The sequence below is a fragment of the Listeria tempestatis genome (genome assembly GCF_963575625.1).
Classification (GTDB): Bacteria; Bacillota; Bacilli; order Lactobacillales; family Listeriaceae; genus Listeria; species Listeria tempestatis.
Genome location: NZ_CAUYTK010000001.1, coordinates 16,088 through 36,809 on the forward strand (window position 1 = coordinate 16,088; position 20,722 = coordinate 36,809).

The following is a 20,722-nucleotide window of genomic DNA, read 5'->3' on the forward strand; positions in this document are numbered from 1 at the left end:
AGGCGGAAACCCAATGTTCAAACAACCAATTGATGAGAAAACAACCATTCGCGTGTTAACTGAAAATGATGTAGAGGAATATTTTGAGTTAATTAAATCCGTCAAAAATGACTTGAAAAAGTGGCTGACAGTTAGCGACAAAGCTGAATCTAAAACGAGTACAGCACAAAATATCGCCTATCAAATGAAAATCAATGAAAAAATGCCAACTTTGTTTATAATTGAATACGAAGGAAAACTCGTTGGTTCCATCAGTTTTAATTCCGTCGATGAAATAAATCGAAGCGGGGAAATTGGTTACTGGCTGTCAGAAAAGTATCGGGGACTTGGTATTATGTTAAAATCTCTGCAATTTTTAATTCGGTATGGGTTTGACGTACTAAAGTTACACCGACTCGAAATGAAAATTGCATTAAACAATACAAAAAGCCGTGTTTTGCCCGAAAAATTAGGTTTTAAAAAAGAAGGTATTTTACGAGAAGCAAAGTTTCTAAATGGTGAATTTATTGATTATGTCGTATATGGTTTGCTTGTGCGGGACAGATAATAGAAAAAGAGCAACTCAAAGTGAGCTGCTCTTTTTCCGCACATCATCTTTAATAATTCGTGATGTCATCCGTTGTTTCTTTGCGATCCCATTTCACAATGAGAAGCGCCTCTTTTTTTCGCGCGTTAATTTCATCGTAAGCTTCCGTGTAGAAGCCGCGCTGAGTTTGAATTTGTTCTGCTAGAAAACCTGCTTCTAGTTTAAAAGTAGGATTTCCGTCTTTTGAAAAGCGTTTTTCGACTTGCTCACCGCTTAAAGTAATACGCAACTCGTCTTTTTTCTCTTTCGTAAGCGTAAGTTCGCCGAAAGAAGCCTCTTTAAAAAATGCGCTTATTTCATCTAAAGAAGCTAAAGGAAATTTGCGTGCTAAATCTTTTCCGGCCCAGTAAAGGATATGTGGCGTTTCTTCGCCTAGTAAATCAGGAATAAGATGGTCGCGCAACAGCTCTAGACCTAGGCTTGGAACTTGTAATTGAACTTCTTCATGAATTTCTTCTGTCATTAGTGAATACCCCACTTTCTTCTTCACTATTATAACTAAAAGAAGCCCTAATTGAAAAGAGAGAAGGGCAGTTTTTATAAAATACTTGCTAAAAGTACGAAAAAATAAGAAAATGGAAACGTATAGATTTAAAATAGAAATTGAGGCGAGACCGTGAAACGAGCAATTGGATTTATTGATTCTGGAGTTGGTGGCTTAACTGTAGTTAAAGAAGTGTTAAAACAACTCCCTCATGAAAATATTTATTATTTAGGTGATACAGCGCGTTGCCCGTATGGTCCGCGTGATACAGAAGAAGTTTTGAAATTTACTTGGGAAATGACCAACTTTTTAATGGAGCGAAAGATTAAAATGTTAGTGATTGCTTGTAATACTGCGACTGCTGCTGCATTAAAAGATATTCGTATGGCGTTAGATATACCTGTTATTGGCGTTATCCAGCCTGGCTCAAGAGCAGCACTTAAAGCATCACACAATAATCATATTGGTGTACTTGGAACGATTGGAACTGTCCAAAGCATGGCTTATCCAAATGCTTTAAGAGGACTTAATAATCAAGTAAAAGTGGATTCACTTGCTTGTCCAAAATTTGTTTCAATAGTGGAGTCTGGTGAATATAAAAGTGCTATTGCAAAAAAAATCGTTGCCGAGTCACTTTTGCCACTAAAAAGCACAAAAATTGATTCGTTAATTTTAGGTTGCACACATTATCCGCTTTTAAAGCCGTTGATTGAAAATGTGATGGGTGAAGGCGTTGCAGTCATTAATTCTGGTGAGGAGACAGCAAGCGAGGTGAGCGCACTGCTCGATTACCATGATTTACTTGAGAGAAAAGGCGGCGAAAATGATCACCGCTTTTATACAACAGGTTCTATTAAAATTTTCCGCAGCATCGCAAGCGACTGGTTAAATCTACCTCAAATGGATGTTAAACACATCACTCTTGGGGAAAAATAAGGAAATCAGGTGTAAAAATGAGAGTTGATAATCGAAATAAAGAAGAACTGCGCCCCGTTACAATAGAAAAAGACTACGTTATCCATCCAGAAGGTTCCGTTTTAATTTCAGCTGGAGCAACAAAAGTCATTTGTAATGCGAGTATTGAAGAAAAAGTCCCGCCATTTATGCGCGGTGAAGGAAAAGGCTGGATTTCAGCTGAGTATGCCATGCTACCACGGGCAACGGGCTCAAGAAACATTCGTGAATCCTCTAAAGGAAAAGTAAGCGGACGTACGATGGAAATTCAGCGCCTGATTGGCCGCGCACTGCGAGCAGTCGTCAATTTAGATGCATTAGGTGAGCGAACAATTTGGCTCGATTGTGACGTCATCCAAGCGGACGGAGGCACGCGTACAGCTTCTATTACAGGTGCTTTTATCGCGATGACATTCGCGGTTTATCGGTTACATAAGGAGAAACAATTTGAATCATTTCCAATTCAAGATTTTCTTGCCGCTATAAGTGTGGGCATTTTAGATGAAGGAGAAGCGGTATTAGATTTAAACTATGTAGAGGATAGCGCTGCAAAAGTTGATATGAACGTGATTATGACGGGAGCAGGCCGCTTTGTCGAACTCCAAGGAACTGGCGAGGAGGCTACTTTTTCTGACGAGGAACTAACAGAACTGCTTCGCTTAGGGAAAAAGGGAATTACGGAGCTTGTTAATATGCAAAAAGAACAGCTAGGTGCGGAAATCACGGCACTTATAAAAGGGGAGTAAACTATGCGGAAATTAGTAATTGCAACAGCTAATGTTGGAAAGGCACAGGAATTTCGTGGTATTTTAGAAAAATATGATGTGGAAATTTTAACATTGAAAGATTTTCCAGAAATTGGTGAAATTGAAGAAACGGGAACGACTTTTGCGGAAAATGCTGCACTAAAGGCAACGGAGGTAGCAAAAATTTTGAATCAAACGGTGCTTGCTGATGATTCAGGTTTAATTGTGGATGCCTTAGGCGGCGCTCCTGGCGTTTATTCTGCACGTTATGCGGGTGAGGCACATAATGATGCTAAAAATAATGAAAAGCTCTTACACGAGCTGAGTGGTGTGAAAGATGTAGAGCGCACAGCTAGGTTTCATTGCACGTTAGCACTTGCTACACCTGATGGCACTGTTGATTATTATGAGGGCGACTGCGAAGGAAGAATTGCGCACGAGCTTTCTGGAGAAAATGGGTTTGGCTATGATCCATTATTTTTCCTACCTGAACGTGGTGTTACAATGGCGAATTTGACTCCTGCAGAAAAAAATCAAATTAGTCATCGTGCTAATGCAATCAAAAATCTTGGTGAAAATATTGAAAAAGTACTAGAAAAAATCGATAAAAAGTGAGAAAATAGAAAGCAGTAGCACATGGGGGGATATACATTTTATGAAATTATTAGTAGTTAGCGACAGCCATCATGAACAGGACTGCCTGCTTCGTTTGAAAGAAAAATATGAAAACAAAGTGGATGCTATGATTCATTGTGGTGACTCTGAACTTGAAAAGGATGATCCTGCTATTCAAGGTTTTCAAACGGTACGTGGAAACTGCGACTTTGGTGCAGACTTTCCAAATGACCTAGTTACTCAGGTCGGAGATTACCGTATTTTTGTGACGCACGGTCATTTATACAATATTAAAATGACGTTAATGAATTTACGTTACCGCGCGCGTGAGCTTGATGCTGATTTTGTGTTTTTTGGTCATTCGCACGAGCTGGGTGCTGAACTGATTGACCAGACGCTCATTTTAAACCCTGGTAGTATTTCTTTGCCGCGAGGTCAAATCCGCGTGAAAACTTATGCTTTAATTGAAAGTGTTCCTGAAGGTGTTTGTGTGAAATTTATGGATGAAGACGATCAGGAGTTAACGGAGCTGACACAAGTTTTTCCACTTATTAAAGCTTAAAAAAGGTTTCTTTTTGTAAAAATATAAGGGAACTTGCATAAAACCATTGACAAACGAATAAAATCACAATAAAATGGTATTTGGCTGTTGAAAAATTAGCCATTTGTCCTGATAGCTCAGCTGGATAGAGCAACGGCCTTCTAAGCCGTCGGTCGCAGGTTCGAATCCTGCTCAGGACGTCAAAACCAAAAAATACACTACTACTAAAACAGTAGTAGTGTATTTTTTTATGTATTAAACGTTTCTAAACAAATTTAATAGTATAAGCGTGATGAATTAAAAAGGTGGCTCTAGTATGGCGTAAAGATGTAAATGAATATGTTGCAAAACGTATTGTTTAATGAATAGAATTCCGCAACAACTTAGGACAAACAGGTCAAAGAGGTTTCTATTTATAACACAGATTTATGCGTTACTAGCCAAAAATTTTGCCAGCCTGCCAGAAAATTCAGGCTGGTCTTTTCGTACTATCTTGGCCTTTATTATTTGGAAGCGTTTTTTAGTCTGTATCCAAGACTACCCCGCAAAATATGAGATGAGTTTTGAGGGGAGTTCATATGGAAGAACCAAGTCGAGAAGAGAAAGAGTTGGTATTGGAACTGCTACTAGGAAAAGGATTTTGTTTCAACCAATTTTTGACAAGGTCAGAGAGGTATAGAAAGATTACAAAGAATCAATTTCTTATGACTTTGTATTGGTTAGAGGCTAAAAAATATGTATATCGGTTACCTGGAAATGTGCACGAGTACAGTGTAACGAAACGAGGACAAACTTGGCATGTTACGTACTTAAAAGAATATAAAGAAGAAGTACTGCCAAGTAAGGCCCTTCTTTTGAGGATGAAAAAGAAAAAAATGCAGCGGCTAGACTAAAAAAAGATTAGGGAGTAGTTAAGGTGTAGGCTAAAAAGGCGCTTCTTTTTAGTCTGTGAAATCATGGGAAACCAACTAGATTTACTAGCTTTTATAAGTTGGTGGGTTTTTGCATATATTTTACTAAAAATTTCATATCATGTTCACAGATTCCAAACTAGCTGTGCGTTGTAGTAAAAAATAAAAAATGGGGGGACGGGGAGCACTGTGGGCTTTTCAGATAGGTGAAATTTATTGGAGAGTCTGAGAGTTTTATTTTAACAGGCGGTTTAAAAATATTACCAAATATAATTTAATAGATGCGATTTTTATAGGTGCTAATCTAGCACCTATTTTTGTGATATTGACAACTTGGAAGTACTTATTTCATGCATAAAATTAAATTTTAGAGATATAGAGCATAGCCACTTTTCCGCTATTATCTGGGTCGGCTTGTAAAACTGTAAAATGCATGTTGCCGCTTTTGAGCTCATAACCTACGGAGCCTGAACCGTCTTTCATCTCGGTTAGAACGGTTCTTTCTTTCGGAATGTAGGGCGATGCGAGGCTTAATAATTTATCTTTTGAGGCTGGAAAATCTATATTTTCATCTGTTACATCTACTTGAATAAAAATAATTTTATTTTCTTTATCCACTGTATAGGATTCTGTTTCATACATATTTGTCCAATTATCAGTTGTCTCATGCAAACCTTCTGTTTGTATAGTTTGTCCAATGATATTTTTCGGTTCGGTATTTTCTTTGCTAGTTTCTTCTTTTTTTGAAGCATTCCCCGAGCAACCAAATAGAAGAACGCTAACCAAAAAAAGTACGCTAACTAAAAAAGTAGCTTTTTTCAAAATAATCATTCCCTTAGAGTTTTTATTGATAGTAGTACTTATTATATCATCTTTCGAAAAGTAGCGATATATTAGATTGGTTAAGATCGTCACGTTATTTCATAAGGTTCTTTTTGATCTAGTCACTTTGTTTTATTCTTTTTTTAAAAAATGACTTTTGGACTGTATACTTTTTCTGGTTAATTTAATATAATTTAATCGAACATACGTTCTTTTTAGGAGGTGGAAAATATGAGTTTGCCTGGTGAAGAATTTGACCGTGGTATCCAGAAATGGGGCGGTTTTATTTTAAGTGAGCATTCAGAACAAATTGAACATGAGAAGAAGCATTTAAGTTGGAAAGAAGCAATGAGTGAAGAAAAAATTGGCTTACTACTGAGTGAAGCATTATTACATCAGCAAACAATTATTATTCAGCAGAAATTGGCAGTTTATACGCCAAATGGTTTTCCAGAAGCAAATTTAATTGGACGGATAGTTGGTATTCAAGATGGCGATCTTTGGATTAGAAGTGGGGAGAAAAACGTAAAGGTACCTTTTGATAGTATCCATCATGTTGCTTGTAAAGAAGGCGAATCAAGATGGTACACATAATGGATTATCAAGCTGTGCCGCGGAAAGATATTTTATGCATTGATGTAAAATCATTTTTTGCGAGCGTTGAATGTGTTTCAAGGGGGCTAAATCCACTAACCTCATTTCTAGTTGTAATGAGCCATTCAGAAAATAGTGGAGGATTAATACTTGCTGCCACGCCACTTATGAAGGAAGTGTTTGGTATTCAAACAGGATCTAGGAGATATGAGCTTCCAGACGATCCACGTATTATTGTTGCACCGCCTCGTATGAAGTATTATTTAACCATTAACTCACAAATTCGGGCGGTTTTTTTACGCTATGTACCTGAAGAATATTTTTTACCTTATTCAATTGATGAAATTTTTTTAGATGTGACTGGGTCGCACCGTCTTTTTGGCTCTACTACACGGATTGCAGAACAAATTCAAGCAGATATTTTGAGGGAAACAAACCTTTATGTTACATGCGGCATTGGTGATAACATGCTTTTAGCTAAGCTTGCACTTGATAATGAGGCGAAACATAGTTCAAATGGACGTGCAGAGTGGCGATATGAGAATATAAGTGATACAGTATGGCGTATCAAAAAACTCACAGATTTTTGGGGAATAGGCATGAGGATGGAGAGAAAACTTAAGGACATCGGTATTAATAGTGTTTATGATTTGAGCCAAACAGAACCGGGATTACTTAAAAAGCATTTCGGTGTCATTGGGCAGCAGCTTTATTATCATGCTCACGGCTTGGATTATAGCCGAATTAATGAAACTTATAAAGCCGTTGAAAAGTCTTTTGGAAAAAATCAAATTTTGGAATGTGACTACAAAGATGCAAAAGAAGTTGTGATTGTCATAAAAGAAATGGCCGAAGACATAGCAGCTCGCTTACGCAAAAATTTTGTTGATACTAATCGGGTGTTTTTGGGTATTAGTTACAGTAAATACAGTCCAATACGCGGGTTTAAACACCAAATTAAAATTCAACCGACAAATTCAAGTACAGAGCTTAAAGCTATTTTAGAAATGTTGTTTTGGAAATATTATCAAAAGGAGCCTATTCGCGTTATTGCGATTTCATTTGGTGGCATTGCCCTAAAAAAAGGTCTGCAACTTAATTTATTTGAAAATCCAATTAAAATGCTACAAATTGAGCAATTAGAACGAACTATTGACAAAATTCGAGCGCGCTATGGTTATAAAGCTTTAATGCATGCCAGTAGCCTATCAAGTGGAGCAACTGGGATAAAGCGTTCTACCTATGTAGGTGGACATCAAGGCTAAACTTTAATAGAAGATGGAAAGTGTTTTGTAAAATGTTTGTCTAGAAATAGATGGGGAAAATACTTTAAAATATGAGGAAGGGAAGATAAAATCGTGAATCCATATATTAAACAAACCAATTTAAAACGTGAAATCTATCCATTACCTGAAGATATTCATCAATTGCTAAAAGAAACACAGGTCTTAGAAGCTTATAAAAATCGTCCTGATTTTCAAAAAAATGATTATATTGGATGGATTGGACGTGCCAAACGTAAGGAAACTCGTGAAAAACGAATTGAACAAATGATTACAGAACTAAAAGGTGGTAAAAAATATATGAATATGGATTATGATGCGGAATAATCCACCCCATTTCTATGATTTATTGATTAGTAGGTACAATATTGTATATAATTGTTTTATAAGGTTGCTGTTTAATTTAATAAAAAGTAGCTCTTGCTAAGGCGGTATATAAATAATAGAGAAAGTTGTTGGATGCTATGAATTTAATAGGTGCTAGACTGCGAAATTTAAGAAAACAACAAAATATGACCTTGAAAGAAGTAGCTCACGGCATTATTTCTGTGCCTTATCTATCAAAGATTGAGCGAGGGAAAAAACCAGCTGCATTTGAAACGTTAGTGGATTTAGCTGAGCGCCTTGGGGTAGAGGAAGAGTTACTTGTTATAAAAAGTGAAAAAGAGTACTCTAATTTATATAAAAGTTTTGATGAGATAGTTATCTTATTATTAAATCATGAAGTAAAAAAAGCAGAAGAATTGCTACATGAAGTAACTTCTGGCATGAATTTGAATTATGTACCGGCTGATATTGCGTTTAGCCAAGCTATTTTACAAGCGACAATCTATTACCGAAAATGGGATGAACTGGCAATAAAAGAAATTGAAGAGAATATATTAAGTGCTCTGGATAACTATGATTTAACAGCTACAAACCCTCATATTCAATCTTATTATTATCAATATTTAGGTTTGAAATATTTTGTGAAAAGCGACTATCAAAATTCACTTAACTCATATGAAAAAGCTTTTTCCATAAGTCACAATATAAAATTGAAATCTTTATTTTGCTGTAAAGAAATCATTAATGCGGTTTGTTTAGTCAATTATGATTTAGTCTTAAGTCTGGTAGAAACCGCACAAAAGACCATTCAAAGTTTAAAAGAAGAAGAACAAGGGATACAAATACAAGTTATTTATTATAAAGGTTATTGTTATTTTGAACTAGGACTTGTAACACAAGCAGCATCCTGTATTCAAGAAGCTCTAGCCTTGTTAGAAAGGTTTCCAGAATGGAAAAGAGAGTTTGAAGCATTAATTCGTTTGAAATATATTGAAATTGCTAGTTTACAAAAAGAGGAAACCTTAGTTTTAAAAGAGGCAAACGAACTTTTTAACATGGTTATAAAAAGAGATGAGCTACGTCCCAACGATTATTTAATGATTGGTGAATTAATGCTCATATTTGCAGAACGTAGCCATTTTGAGGAAGCACGGAAGCTACAAATAATGTTAGAGCCTTTTAGTGAAAAATTTATTGAACTAGAATATTATATTGATTTTATGAAAGCATTAGATATTTTTGCACATGATTCCATTGATATGTATGAAAAATCTATGTTGCAGTTATTAAAAAAGGTGCAAAACTCCAATGATCCAGTCTTTATTGAACGTGTATTGAAGCATGCGAGTACTCATTTTGCCAGCAAAAATCAGTACAAAAAGGCCTACAGTATTTTAAAAAGCCAATATAAATTTTAGGGAAAATTTACTGAAAAAAAGCTACTTAGTGAAGGAAATGGATACCGGTTTCCTTTTTTCTAAGTAGCTTTTTTTTTCTGATAAACTGTTTAAGTGAAGATGAAATTCACTGATTGGTTACGCTTTTTCAAAGTGATGAGGCTGTTTTAAAGAAGATAATTTAAACGATTATTTAGTGGGAAAAGTGAAGACTGACAAAATATCATGTTTTTACTGAAAACAGAGTTTTTCATCTGAAAAAATTTTTAATCCATTTATTCCAAAATACATTAAAGGAGATGTAGCATGAAAGAAAAATTATTAGCACAAGGATTTCTACAAGTAAAAAATGGTAGTGAGGGTTATTATTTTGTGCAAAACAACCAAAAACTTTGGGCAGTTTTTAGTGCAGAAGGTGAGCAACTTAATGATTTTGTATATCAAGAAATTCTAGCTTATGAAGAAGGAAAAGCTATTGCTCGTAGAAATCCACAAACTTTACCTGAAAAAATGTGGTTTTTAGAGTTGAAAGAACGAGAAGTGCCTCAGGGAACATGTAAGCTTTTTTTAAGTCCAACGAGAAATTATCAAGGTGATCCAACAGAAAAAGCATGGTGCATTTTAGATGAAGAAGGACAAGTTATTGGAGATGCCTACTTTAGTGAAATTTTACCAAGAAGAGAAGACGGGTATATTTTGACAAAAGCTATAAATAGGGATACTGGATTTCTTGCACCAAGCGGTCTATTTATTGAACCGGATATTAAAGATGAATGTTGGCCAACCAATATTTTACTATTTCAAGATGGCTATGCGCGTGCCTATTGTAACGGGCTTGGCGTTGTGAATGAAAAAGGAAAGTGGGTCATCCCTCCTAAATATGATGCACTTGCTACTTTATCAGACGGAAAATATTTTTATTGGATTCGGGAAACTAATGAATCTGGTTATGTCGATATAACGGGAACGGAGTACACGCTAAAAAAACATAAAAACAAAAACCTTTATTTATATCATGATAAAAAAGGCAATTTAGCACCTGTACCAGAACCAGGTAAGATTCGTACCTTTGTAGAAGATAGTTGTGGGTTCGGGGAAGGACTAGAATCAGTTATTGTAAATAGTAAAGGTGAACCAATTATTGATGTCGGGTATGAGAAACTAGCGGGCGCTTTTTGGGGAGATATAAGCTATGCAAAAAAAGACGGCTTTTACGGATTTATTCACCGAGATGGTAGAGAGTTAACTGATTTTGTCTATTCACACATTGGCTTTATTTCTAAAGGATATGGTCAGGCAGCAAATGAAGATGAGCGTATACTTGTTGGGGCCGATGGAATTATTGCACGTAGCAAAAAAGGCTATTTTGGGTATAATAATCGACGCAAAGATCCAAAAACTGAAAAATTAAGATATTCTTGTGGCGGAGATATATGGTGTATGATTAGTGAAACAATAGAATTTGCCTTGCTTGATGAATTGGACGATAGCAGAATTACAGAAGATTTAGAATTTAGTTTGTTACAACAAGCACCGGATGGGCAATGTTATTTCATGACTGGAAAAAATACAGCAGTCGATTTAAATGGAAATATTTTAAAAAATATGGAAATGCAACCAGTTCAGTTAGTACAACCAAAATTAAATAAGGAAACACAAAAAATTGTGGATGAACTTGAGAAAACATACTATGGTTTTACTTGTCCAGACCTATTTAAAGATTTAATTGCACATGAGCAATGGCTTGGTGAGCGTGAATTTAGTTATGGACTTTCTGTATTCTATCAGTCTAAGCAAGATATTGAAGAATGGTATGATAACTGGTTTCGTCTGGGGGAGGAGGCTACTCTTAAAATCAAGAAGAGCCTACTTTATCTTGGTTATGCGGACGGGACAGGGGGGTGCTATTTCTTTTTTGTTGATAAGGGTATAACAGATTTAAGTGAAGCGCCAATTGTTTTCATTGGAAGTGAAGGTGAGATAAACATGGTGGCTAGCACGTTAAAAGATTTTTTACAACTTGTCAGTATAAATGCAGAAATTTTGGGAGGATTTGACCGAGATACTCTGGCTTGCTTTTATGTGGATGAGGATGATGAGCCTAGTGTTAATTATTATAAACCATTTATTGAATGGCTTGCATTTAATGAAATACCTATCCTATCCCTTGAAAACTATGAGGAGAGGTCAAATGAAATAATTCAAAATGCACACGATAAATATTTTACTTCACTAAAAGAAATGTTGTCGTCGGTTGGAGTAGATGTATAAATAGATAATAACCTTTCAGACTGTAATGTACTTTTGCTACAGTCTAAAAGGTTATTTCTATAAAGTATGAGTTTAAAAAAACGTAAAAAAGAAACGCTTATTCACTTGTTATTTGTTTGGTAAAACCTTCGCCTACAACACTTTGGGCATCATTAATAATGAAAAAGGCTTTTTCATCGTGTTTATTGACAATTTTTGTAAGAGGTAATAATTGCTGCCTACTAATAACAATATAAAGAATTTTTTTATCTTCTTTTTTATAATAACCCTGCCCATCAAAAAGGGTCATACCTCGTCCAATTTTAAGATCAATTTCACGAGCGATATCTTCATACTTATCAGAGATGATGGTTACGGATTTCTTAGGATTAAATCCTTCTAAAATTAAGTCAAGCACTTTGGTTGAAACATAGAGAGAAACAATAGTGAAAAGCATATTTTGTAGTCCAATAATAAAAGTGGAAGGGATTACGACGATGAGATCGAAAAAGAGGAGCGCATAACTTGTATTCCAACCAAGATATTTGTTTGCAATTTTCGCCAAAATAGCACTCCCTGCTGTTGTCCCCCCGCCGTGCATAATAAGCCCCATGCCAAAGCCCATTAGCACACCAGCGAAAATAGCTGCTATGATGGTTTGGTCGGTTACAAAGGTAATATTTTCGGTTAGACGTAAAAAAAGTGACGTAAAAATAATAGCTATAATAGTCAGGATAATCGTCAATCGGTCCAAAAATTTATACCCAATAATAAGTAAAATTCCATTGAAAATTAAAGTCGTAATGGCAGGGGCAATACCAAATGTGTAGTACAAAATCATTGTAAGCCCTGTAACGCCACCTTCACCAAGATGGTTTGGAATCGCAAAAACGTTTACTGCTAATGAGAAAATAAGCGCTCCTATGATAATTTTCGCAAAATTAAAAGTCCATTTTTTATTCATATGATAACTCCTCTCTTTCCTAGTGAGCAGAAAAAGACCCCGATCAGCCCAAAATGGGTGTCGGAGTCTTTTTGTAAAAAAGCATTAAGGCAACCGCCATTAACTGTCTCACCATAAAAACATCAAATTCTATTACTAAATTAGCATAAAATTTTTAAAATGGCAACTGAGTATCTTTAAGAAAATATCGCCAGGATAGGCATGAGATTAAGTAAAACAAGCCCTAACAAAACAGAAATGACAATTTTTATAACAAGTGGTTTTTCACTTTCTGCTTTTTTCATGTGGAAATCCTCCTTTGATGATTACTTTTTCCAATGAACAAATTCATTTTTTAGCGGCATATAAGTGGCCGTCTTTTTCTTGTAAACTTGAAGCGCTACAATAGCTCCTAAAGTTGCAGGAAAAACGATTGCCAGCACAATCAGCAATGTTTGCTTCATGAAAATCGCCCCCTAGTTAGTGAATTATTTATAGTATTAGTGTACCATAAACTCTAGTTAGGTAGCTATTTTTATTCATAAAAAAACAGGTCATGCAGAACCTGTTTTTTTAGTTGCCGTTTTCTTAGGGGTATTTGATTTTCTTTTAATGAGTGAAATAAGACTGATGATGAGGGCAATTACGTATTCACCAAAGCTTGCTAGAAATAGTGCGATGGCAATTTCAGTTTGCTTTAAGCCGCCGCCATAAAAGCTAATAAAGAATATGATACCACTGGCTACTAAACCGACAGTAGCTAAAAAGTATTTAAACCAGCGCCATTTCACAATGAACTCAAATAAAAGCAAAGCCGCAACAAAGCCTGCTAAAATAATTAAAGTTAGTGGAATTAATGTCATGTTTATTCTCCTTACCGTTAAATTCGAATATATTTTTCTGATTTTAACCATTCTATCATACCACAGGTTTAAAAATATGATAAGAGGAAAGAAAATGACTAGGAGGTTATCAAAATGAAAGCTATTATTTTTTATGATGGAAACTGCGAATTTTGCAAAGAAGTCAAACGAATAATGACGAAATTTGATAAAAATGAAGAGCTAGAATGGCGGGCACTACAAACGTATGAGGGTACCTATTTTTCACCAAGCGATTTATACGAACAATTACACGTTGTAAGTTGGGACGGTCATATTTATCGCGGCTTTTATGCTGTACGCAAAATCCTTACGTACTTATCTTACTGGAAATGGCTAGCATTAGCGTTATATTTCCCAGGAATTCCATTTTTTGGCAGGAAAATTTATCGTTTAGTTGCTCGAAAACGTGGTAAAATAATGTGTTGTATTAAAAAATATATATCACTTAAAGATGTAAAGTGTTTGAAAAAGGAAGCGTGAAGAGGTTGGAAATCCCATTTGGCTTGGCCTATAAAATCATTGAAAATATATATAAGAGCGAATCGAACATTCATGAGCTTATTAATGATCGTTCGAAATCTAGGAAGCAGACTTTGCCAAGTAAAACGGATTTTTTGTGGACAATTTATCACTTGGAAGAGGCCGGATATGTTTTTCGCTACCACAGCAACCAAGGTATTCGTTACGGTCGAACAGAAAAAGGCGATTTATTTTATGAAAAGTATCGGGATGTGCCGCCAAATGAGTGGCCTGAACTTTTAACAGAAAATTAGGCTTGCAACAGTATGGTGCGTATGTTATTCTAAAAAAGAACGAAATCAACTCTTATCCAGAGCGGTAGAGGGACTGGCCCTTTGAAGCCCAGCAACCTACACTTTTTGTTGTAAGGTGCTAACCTGAGCAGGAGAAATCCTGACCGATGAGAGCGAAGGTACGAACTTTCAAGCCTTTTCTCTATGCCTGTTATGTAGAGAATAGGGCTTTTTTTCTTGCCATACGCGGATGGAAGAGATTAAAAGGAGGAACTATCAAATGACAGAAAATCGTCATTTATTCACGTCAGAATCTGTTTCTGATGGGCATCCAGATAAAATTGCAGATCAAATTTCTGATGCGATTTTAGATGCTATTATTGCAAAAGATCCAGATGCACGTGTAGCCTGTGAAACGACTGTGACAACAGGTCTTGTCCTTGTAGCTGGTGAAATTACAACATCGGTTTATGTGGATATACCTAAAATTGTGCGAAAAACCATTAAAGAAATCGGCTATACACGTGCTAAATATGGTTTTGATGCAGAAACATGTGCCGTTTTAACAGCAATTGATGAACAATCGCCAGATATCGCACAAGGTGTGGATGAATCTTTAGAATCACGTAACGGCGAAAAAGAGAAGGATTTACTTGCAATCGGTGCGGGCGATCAAGGATTGATGTTCGGATTTGCGACAGATGAAACCGAGGATTTAATGCCTCTACCCATTCACTTAGCGCACGGACTATCGCGTAAAATCGCTGAACTTAGAAAATCAAAAGCATTAAAATATTTACGTCCCGATGCAAAAACTCAAGTAACCGTGGAATATGATGAAAATAATCAGCCCGTACGGATTGATACAGTCGTAATTTCTACACAGCACCACCCCGAAATTTCAAATGAAACAATAAGGGAGGATATGCTTGAAAAAGTAATTCATGCCGTTATTGATGAAAATTTGTTAGATGCGGAGACAAAGTATTTTATTAACCCTACTGGACGTTTTGTTATTGGTGGTCCTCAAGGAGATGCCGGACTAACCGGGCGGAAAATCATTGTGGATACTTACGGTGGGTATGCAAGACACGGCGGTGGTGCCTTCTCAGGGAAAGATCCAACTAAGGTTGATCGCTCTGGTGCCTATGCAGCACGCTATGTTGCTAAAAATATTGTAGCAGCAGGTCTTGCCAAAAAAGTAGAAGTGCAATTAGCCTATGCAATTGGTGTGGCACAACCAGTTTCCATTTCAATTGAAACATATGGTACAAGTAGTTATTCGGAAAAAGACTTAATTGATGCAGTGCGTGCGAATTTTGATTTGCGTCCAGCGGGTATCATTAAAATGCTTGATTTACAACGCCCGATTTACCGCCAGACAGCGGCATTTGGACATTTTGGACGTTCTGATTTAAACTTACCTTGGGAAGAAACAAATAAAGCAGCCGACTTAAAGGCCTTCTTAACCCAACTTGCAAGTAAACTATAATTTTGAAACGTTGCTTTCTTTTAGCAGCGTTTTTTTATAATTGAAACTGTGCAAATCATCGCGCTTTATGATATGATAGACGTTGTGTAAATGAGAAATTAAATGAAATTTAAAATAGAGGAGAATGTCAGAATGTGTGGATTTGTAGGATGCGTTCATGACCGCATTGCTGAAATTACTGGTGAAGAAAAACAAACATTTAAAGAAATGAATGATATGATTACTCATCGTGGACCTGATGATGAAGGGTACTATACAGATGAGCATGTTCAGTTTGGTTTTAGACGATTAAGTATTATTGATGTGGAAAACGGCCATCAACCGCTAACGTATGAAAATGAACGTTACTGGATTATCTTTAACGGGGAAGTTTACAATTATGTGGAACTTCGTGCGTCACTTAAAGCGGACGGATTAACTTTTGAAACCGAAAGTGATACAGAAGTCATCATTGCTACATATGCAAAATATAAAGAGAAGACGGCTGAAAAACTACGCGGAATGTTTGGTTTTGTCATTTGGGACAAAGTTGAAAATACCGTATATGGTGCGCGTGACCCATTTGGCATTAAACCGTTCTTTTATGCAGAAGAAGACGGGAAATTATATATGGGTTCTGAAAAAAAATCGATTTTACATGCGCTAAAAAGCAAAAAGTTAGATGAAGTTTCTTTGCAAAATTATATGACGTATCAATTTGTGCCAGAGCCTGACACACTTACGACAGAAGTAAAACGTCTATTACCCGGACATTATTTTACTAAAAAAATAGGGGGAGACATGCAGTTTACACAGTATTTCAAGCCAGAATTTGCTGCTGTTTCGAAGGCTGAGGATACATTTATTAAAGAAATTCGCGATGTTATGTATGATTCTGTTAAAATGCACATGCGTTCTGACGTACCAGTTGGTTCCTTTCTTTCTGGCGGAATTGATTCGTCAATTATCGCTGCTATTGCAAAAGAATATCATCCAGCAATTAAAACGTTCTCGGTCGGCTTTGAGCGAGATGGTTTTAGTGAAATTGATGTTGCAAAAGAAACAGCAGATAAACTTGGTGTAGAAAATATTAGTTATGTTATCACACCTCAAGAATATATGAACGAATTACCGAAAATCGTTTGGCACATGGATGATCCACTTGCTGATCCAGCAGCGATTCCGCTTTATTTCTTATCACGTGAGGCGCGTAAGCAAGTAACAGTAGCACTATCAGGCGAAGGAGCAGATGAACTTTTCGGTGGTTATAATATTTATAATGAACCCAATTCGCTTTCCATGTTCAACAAAATGCCTAGCGTTTTTAAATCCATGCTCGGAGGCGTTGCGAAAGTGATGCCAGAAGGAATGCGCGGAAAAAGTTTCTTAGAACGCGGTACAACACCAATGGAAGAGCGCTATATTGGAAATGCAAAGATGTTCACTGAAGCAGAAAAACGCATTTTACTGCCTGGCTATATGGAAGGATACGATTACACAAACATTACAAAGCCATTCTACGAGGAAACAAAGCACTACGGACCAGTTGAGCGGATGCAGTACATCGATATGCATACATGGCTACGTGGCGATATTTTGCTGAAAGCTGACCGCATGACGATGGCGAATTCACTTGAAGTACGAGTTCCTTTCCTTGATAAAGAAGTATTTAACGTTGCGAAACAAATTCCCGCATCGCTTAAGACGACAAACGGAACAACGAAATATATTTTACGTAAAGCGGCAGAAACTTTCGTACCCGACCACGTTTTAAATCGCCGTAAACTAGGGTTCCCAGTCCCAATTCGCCACTGGTTAAAAGCAGAAATGAATGAGTGGGTAAAAAACGTCATCCATGAATCAGAAACGGATCACCTTATTAATAAGGCGTATGTTTTACAACTTCTCGATGATCACTGCGCTGGTAAACACGATTACAGCCGCAAAATTTGGACAGTTGTGATCTTCATGATTTGGTATTCCATCTATATCGAAGAAAAATATGATTTTAATAAATAATCAAAAAGAGCGGAAATTAATTTTTCCGCTCTTTTTTTTCGATTGCCACAATAAATGGTGGGTGGTTTTGCTGGTTGATGAAACCGTATCTGAGAACATGAAAGTCCTTTTGCGACAAGGATTCAGCATAGTTTAGGACAGCTTGTTTTTCGGCTTTGCCTGCATCATGACCATGATAGATGACTAAGATGACAAGGCCACCAGGACGGAGCTTTGCGAGCGCCTGCTGGATGCTTAAAATCGTTGTTTCGCTGAGTGTCGTAATGGACTTATCACCACCTGGAAGGTAGCCAAGGTTGTAGATGGCCGCTTTAATTGGCAGGGGGACGCAATTTTCGATTTCCGCATGGCTTTTTTGGAGCAGCTTCACTTGCGCTAAGCAATTGGCTTCTTTCAGTCTCTCACTTGTATTTTGAATCGCATCATGTTGAATATCAAACGCGTATACCGTACCATTTGTGCCGACTAAATTAGCAAGAAATAGCGTGTCATGGCCGTTGCCACAAGTCGCATCAATCACTACATCACCAGGGAAAATGATTTTTTTCAGTAAACCATGACTAAAGGGGAGAATACCATCTAAATTCATGCCTTTACCCCCGAAAAAGATTTGCCCTGATAGCTATCACGAAAGACGAGCTCTCGGTCGATAGCGTTTAGCACCTCAAACTTATTCAAACTCCACATTGGACCAATTAAATCGCTAACACCGCCGTCACCCGTGATGCGGTGGATAACCATCTCTTTTGGTAAAAGCTCAAGTTGGTCACAAACGAGCTTCACATAGGCTTCTTGCGTCAAAAACTGGAGGTCGCCACGCTTATAATCCTGAACCATTGGCGTGCCTTTCAAAAGGTGGAGGAGGTGAATTTTAATACCTTCAACACCGCTTTCAGCAACTTTTCGTGCAGTTTCAAGCATCATATCAGGTGTTTCTTTTGGCAAACCATTAATAATGTGCGTACAAACGCGAATACCTTTGGCATGCAGTTTCTGGACACCTTCCAAATAAGTATCATAGTCATGAGCCCGATTAATCAGTTTCCCCGTTTCATCGTGAGCTGATTGAAGACCAAGCTCCACCCATAAATAAGTGCGTTCATTAAGCTCCGCCAAATATTCCACAACATCATCTGGCAAACAATCGGGGCGCGTTGCAATCGAAAGCCCAACAACACCTTCCTCATTTAAAACCGTTTCATACTTTTCACGTAAAACAAAGACGGGGGCATGGGTGTTTGTAAAGGCTTGAAAGAAAGCAATATATTTGCCGTCTTTCCATTTATGGTGCATTTTACCCCGAATGTCATCAAATTGTGTTTTCAAGTCAAAGTTTCTATCACCAGCAAAATCGCCAGAACCAGCAGCGCTACAAAAAGTGCAACCGCCGCGTGCCACTGTGCCGTCACGATTAGGGCAATCAAAACCGCCATCAAGAGCTACTTTAAAAATTTTCATACCAAATTGTTCGCGGAGACAATAATTCCACGTATGGTACCGCTTGTTATCGCGGCTATAAGGGAAGGGATTTACTTGTGTCACAATACTTCTACTCCTTTTTATTCAATGTGTTAAGTTTACCACAAATAGTTGACGCATAAAATAAAGTTTGCTATATTTAGTTATGCTTTCTTATGGTAAAGTGATAATACGTTAAACAAAAAGAAGTCACAATTATGTCGCAAAAAAAGAAAATGGGCTTTTTTATCTTAACGGCCCTCGTCATCGGAAATATGATAGGTTCTGGCATCTTTATGTTGCCAAGACAAATGGCAGAAGTCGCAAGCCCGCTTGCAATTTTACTCGCATGGTCCATTACCGGACTCGGTGTTTTAATGATTGCCCTTGTTTTTGGAAATTTGGCGGTTAAAAGACCTGATTTAACAAGTGGCGCACAAAGTCATGCCTATGCTTTATTTAAAAATCAAAATGCGAAACAGATGGCTGGTTTTATTGCTGTTTGGAGCTACTGGGTGGCCAACTGGGCTGGAAACGTGTCAATTATCACCTCGTTTGCCGGCTATTTATCCGTGTTTTTCCCTATATTAAACAGTACTGATACGTTAGTTAAAATCGGAGGCTTTCAGATAACAGAAGGACAGCTCGTTACATTTTTCGTGTGTTCCGTCTTACTTTGGGGCGTGGCGCTCACCATTTCACGCGGCGTAAGCGCAGCAGGAAAAATCAATTTAATCGCCACCACTGCGAAAGTCATTGGCTTCTTTCTATTTATTATCGTGGCCGTCTTCGCTTTTCAGTCCGCCAAAATGGGCGCGTTTTATCACCCCGTTTATGATGCGAATGGACTTGCAAATGGGCTTCTATCGCAAGTAAACAAAGCCGCAATTGTGACGCTTTGGGCATTTATTGGCATCGAATCAGCAATGATGTTTGCTGGACGTGCCAAATCAGGACGCACTATTCAAGCAGCAACCATTTCTGGTCTGGTAATTTCCGTCTTGTTGTACATCTCCATCTCCGTTTTAACTCTCGGACTCATTCCAAAAGAAGAACTACTCGGTAGCGCGAGTCCACTTGCTGATGCGCTTAATTCAGTTATCGGAAGCGGTGGATCCGCTGTGATGGCAATTTTAGTGCTCATTTGCCTTTTCGGCTCAACAATTGGCTGGATTATGCTTAGTTCAGAAGCGCCTCACCAAGCAGCCAAAAACGGTCTATTCTTACCTTATTTAAAAAAAGCAAATAAAAATGGCACGCCAGTTCGAGCGCTCGTTCTAACTTGTTTGGCCTCACAGTTATTTATTTTATCAACGCTATCTGGGAGCATTGCTGTCGCATATGATTTTGTCGTAAAAGTTTCGACACTTGCTTTTCTTGTACAATATTTCATTTCACCAATTTTCCAATTGAAACTCGTACTAACTGGTTCTAGCTATGAGCATTCAGCGCGCACAAAACGTGTCACAGATGGTATCGTCGCACTGCTTGCTTTAATTTATAGCGCATGGATTATTAAAAGCGGCACGGAAAATCTAGTCGTATTCGGCCTTAGTCTGGGCTTGTTCCTGCTTGGCTTTATACTTTATCCACTAATGAAGAAAACAGTGAAATAAAATAGACACTGTCAGACGTTTAATAGCTTTTTTGTGTAAAATCGTACACAAGTTGCCCAATTTAGTTTT

The 20,722-nt window shown here is 37.3% G+C and carries 23 protein-coding genes, 1 tRNA gene and 1 riboswitch; of the genes, 17 read left to right on the forward strand and 7 right to left on the reverse strand.

Going from position 1 to position 20,722, the window contains the following annotated elements; all coding sequences use genetic code 11:
• The first annotated feature begins 13 nt into the window (after nucleotides 1-13).
• The gene (locus R8923_RS00160) at nucleotides 14-547 is read left to right on the forward strand and encodes a GNAT family N-acetyltransferase (protein ID WP_485870737.1); all 534 of its coding nucleotides are present in this window, start codon (nucleotides 14-16) and stop codon (nucleotides 545-547) included.
• Nucleotides 548-596: 49 nt separating this feature from the next.
• Here R8923_RS00160 and R8923_RS00165 read toward each other — a convergent pair whose 3' ends face one another.
• Entirely contained in the window at nucleotides 597-1,049 is a 453-nt protein-coding gene (locus R8923_RS00165) for a YslB family protein (protein ID WP_485870738.1), read from the reverse strand.
• A 153-nt stretch (nucleotides 1,050-1,202) separates the two neighbouring features.
• Here R8923_RS00165 and racE point away from each other — a divergent pair, with 153 nt between their 5' ends.
• From racE to R8923_RS00195, 6 genes are all read left to right on the forward strand, one after another.
• Entirely contained in the window at nucleotides 1,203-2,006 is an 804-nt protein-coding gene (racE, locus tag R8923_RS00170; RefSeq protein WP_485870739.1) for a glutamate racemase, read from the forward strand.
• Nucleotides 2,007-2,023: 17 nt separating this feature from the next.
• On the forward strand, nucleotides 2,024-2,770 hold the full coding sequence (rph, locus tag R8923_RS00175) for a ribonuclease PH (RefSeq protein ID WP_485870740.1): 747 nt from the start codon (nucleotides 2,024-2,026) through the stop codon (nucleotides 2,768-2,770).
• A 3-nt stretch (nucleotides 2,771-2,773) separates the two neighbouring features.
• Entirely contained in the window at nucleotides 2,774-3,385 is a 612-nt protein-coding gene (locus tag R8923_RS00180; protein WP_485870741.1) for an XTP/dITP diphosphatase, read from the forward strand.
• A gap of 40 nt (nucleotides 3,386-3,425) precedes the next feature.
• A complete protein-coding gene (locus R8923_RS00185; protein ID WP_485870742.1) occupies nucleotides 3,426-3,947 on the forward strand; it encodes a metallophosphoesterase in 522 nt (173 codons plus the stop codon).
• Nucleotides 3,948-4,052: 105 nt separating this feature from the next.
• Nucleotides 4,053-4,126 (forward strand) — tRNA-Arg (locus R8923_RS00190).
• A gap of 378 nt (nucleotides 4,127-4,504) precedes the next feature.
• Nucleotides 4,505-4,819, forward strand: a complete 315-nt coding sequence (locus R8923_RS00195) for a DUF3116 family protein (RefSeq protein ID WP_485870743.1) — start codon at nucleotides 4,505-4,507, stop codon at nucleotides 4,817-4,819.
• 378 nt (nucleotides 4,820-5,197) lie between these two features.
• On the opposite strand, the gene R8923_RS00200 is transcribed toward R8923_RS00195, so the two are convergent.
• On the reverse strand, nucleotides 5,198-5,659 hold the full coding sequence (locus tag R8923_RS00200; RefSeq protein ID WP_485870744.1) for a hypothetical protein: 462 nt from the start codon (nucleotides 5,657-5,659) through the stop codon (nucleotides 5,198-5,200).
• Nucleotides 5,660-5,890: 231 nt separating this feature from the next.
• Here R8923_RS00200 and R8923_RS00205 point away from each other — a divergent pair, with 231 nt between their 5' ends.
• The 5 genes from R8923_RS00205 to R8923_RS00225 all read left to right on the forward strand — a co-directional run bounded on the left by R8923_RS00205 (nucleotide 5,891) and on the right by R8923_RS00225 (nucleotide 11,531).
• Nucleotides 5,891-6,253, forward strand: coding sequence for a hypothetical protein (locus tag R8923_RS00205; protein ID WP_485870745.1), 363 nt, complete (start codon nucleotides 5,891-5,893; stop codon nucleotides 6,251-6,253).
• Nucleotides 6,241-7,518 carry a Y-family DNA polymerase gene (locus R8923_RS00210; protein WP_485870746.1) on the forward strand — a complete coding sequence of 426 codons (1,278 nt, stop codon included), beginning with the start codon at nucleotides 6,241-6,243 and terminating at the stop codon, nucleotides 7,516-7,518. The genes R8923_RS00205 and R8923_RS00210 overlap by 13 nt, the downstream gene beginning before the upstream one ends.
• Nucleotides 7,519-7,611: 93 nt before the next feature.
• Entirely contained in the window at nucleotides 7,612-7,863 is a 252-nt protein-coding gene (locus R8923_RS00215; RefSeq protein WP_485870747.1) for a YdeI/OmpD-associated family protein, read from the forward strand.
• 137 nt (nucleotides 7,864-8,000) lie between these two features.
• On the forward strand, nucleotides 8,001-9,281 hold the full coding sequence (locus tag R8923_RS00220; protein ID WP_485871204.1) for a helix-turn-helix domain-containing protein: 1,281 nt from the start codon (nucleotides 8,001-8,003) through the stop codon (nucleotides 9,279-9,281).
• A gap of 285 nt (nucleotides 9,282-9,566) precedes the next feature.
• Nucleotides 9,567-11,531: a WG repeat-containing protein gene (locus R8923_RS00225; RefSeq protein ID WP_485870748.1), complete on the forward strand. Its 1,965-nt coding sequence runs from the start codon at nucleotides 9,567-9,569 to the stop codon at nucleotides 11,529-11,531.
• 97 nt (nucleotides 11,532-11,628) lie between these two features.
• On the opposite strand, the gene R8923_RS00230 is transcribed toward R8923_RS00225, so the two are convergent.
• The 3 genes from R8923_RS00230 to R8923_RS00240 all read right to left on the reverse strand — a co-directional run bounded on the left by R8923_RS00230 (nucleotide 11,629) and on the right by R8923_RS00240 (nucleotide 13,316).
• The gene (locus R8923_RS00230; RefSeq protein WP_485870749.1) at nucleotides 11,629-12,474 is read right to left on the reverse strand and encodes a YitT family protein; all 846 of its coding nucleotides are present in this window, start codon (nucleotides 12,472-12,474) and stop codon (nucleotides 11,629-11,631) included.
• Nucleotides 12,475-12,779: 305 nt separating this feature from the next.
• On the reverse strand, nucleotides 12,780-12,917 hold the full coding sequence (locus R8923_RS00235; RefSeq protein ID WP_485870750.1) for a hypothetical protein: 138 nt from the start codon (nucleotides 12,915-12,917) through the stop codon (nucleotides 12,780-12,782).
• A gap of 90 nt (nucleotides 12,918-13,007) precedes the next feature.
• Nucleotides 13,008-13,316: a hypothetical protein gene (locus R8923_RS00240; RefSeq protein ID WP_485870751.1), complete on the reverse strand. Its 309-nt coding sequence runs from the start codon at nucleotides 13,314-13,316 to the stop codon at nucleotides 13,008-13,010.
• Nucleotides 13,317-13,430: 114 nt separating this feature from the next.
• Between R8923_RS00240 and R8923_RS00245 the strand changes: the two genes are divergently transcribed.
• From R8923_RS00245 to asnB, 4 genes are all read left to right on the forward strand, one after another.
• Nucleotides 13,431-13,817, forward strand: coding sequence for a thiol-disulfide oxidoreductase DCC family protein (locus tag R8923_RS00245; protein ID WP_485870752.1), 387 nt, complete (start codon nucleotides 13,431-13,433; stop codon nucleotides 13,815-13,817).
• 5 nt (nucleotides 13,818-13,822) lie between these two features.
• On the forward strand, nucleotides 13,823-14,110 hold the full coding sequence (locus R8923_RS00250) for a DUF3116 family protein (protein ID WP_485870753.1): 288 nt from the start codon (nucleotides 13,823-13,825) through the stop codon (nucleotides 14,108-14,110).
• A gap of 49 nt (nucleotides 14,111-14,159) precedes the next feature.
• A riboswitch (SAM riboswitch) is annotated at nucleotides 14,160-14,263 on the forward strand.
• 106 nt (nucleotides 14,264-14,369) lie between these two features.
• Entirely contained in the window at nucleotides 14,370-15,581 is a 1,212-nt protein-coding gene (gene metK / locus R8923_RS00255) for a methionine adenosyltransferase (RefSeq protein ID WP_485870754.1), read from the forward strand.
• A 132-nt stretch (nucleotides 15,582-15,713) separates the two neighbouring features.
• Nucleotides 15,714-17,579 carry an asparagine synthase (glutamine-hydrolyzing) gene (asnB, locus tag R8923_RS00260; protein ID WP_485870755.1) on the forward strand — a complete coding sequence of 622 codons (1,866 nt, stop codon included), beginning with the start codon at nucleotides 15,714-15,716 and terminating at the stop codon, nucleotides 17,577-17,579.
• 16 nt (nucleotides 17,580-17,595) lie between these two features.
• Here the strand turns inward: asnB and mnmM are convergent, their stop codons facing one another.
• Together mnmM and mnmL are read right to left on the reverse strand one after the other, a co-directional pair.
• Nucleotides 17,596-18,168 carry a tRNA 5-(aminomethyl)-2-thiouridylate-methyltransferase MnmM gene (gene mnmM, locus R8923_RS00265; RefSeq protein ID WP_485870756.1) on the reverse strand — a complete coding sequence of 191 codons (573 nt, stop codon included), beginning with the start codon at nucleotides 18,166-18,168 and terminating at the stop codon, nucleotides 17,596-17,598.
• Complete coding sequence (gene mnmL / locus R8923_RS00270) at nucleotides 18,165-19,121, reverse strand: tRNA modification radical SAM protein MnmL/YtqA (RefSeq protein WP_485870757.1); 957 nt, start codon at nucleotides 19,119-19,121, stop codon at nucleotides 18,165-18,167. The genes mnmM and mnmL overlap by 4 nt, the downstream gene beginning before the upstream one ends.
• Nucleotides 19,122-19,255: 134 nt before the next feature.
• Between mnmL and R8923_RS00275 the strand changes: the two genes are divergently transcribed.
• The gene (locus tag R8923_RS00275) at nucleotides 19,256-20,653 is read left to right on the forward strand and encodes an amino acid permease (RefSeq protein ID WP_485870758.1); all 1,398 of its coding nucleotides are present in this window, start codon (nucleotides 19,256-19,258) and stop codon (nucleotides 20,651-20,653) included.
• Nucleotides 20,654-20,722 lie beyond the last annotated feature (69 nt).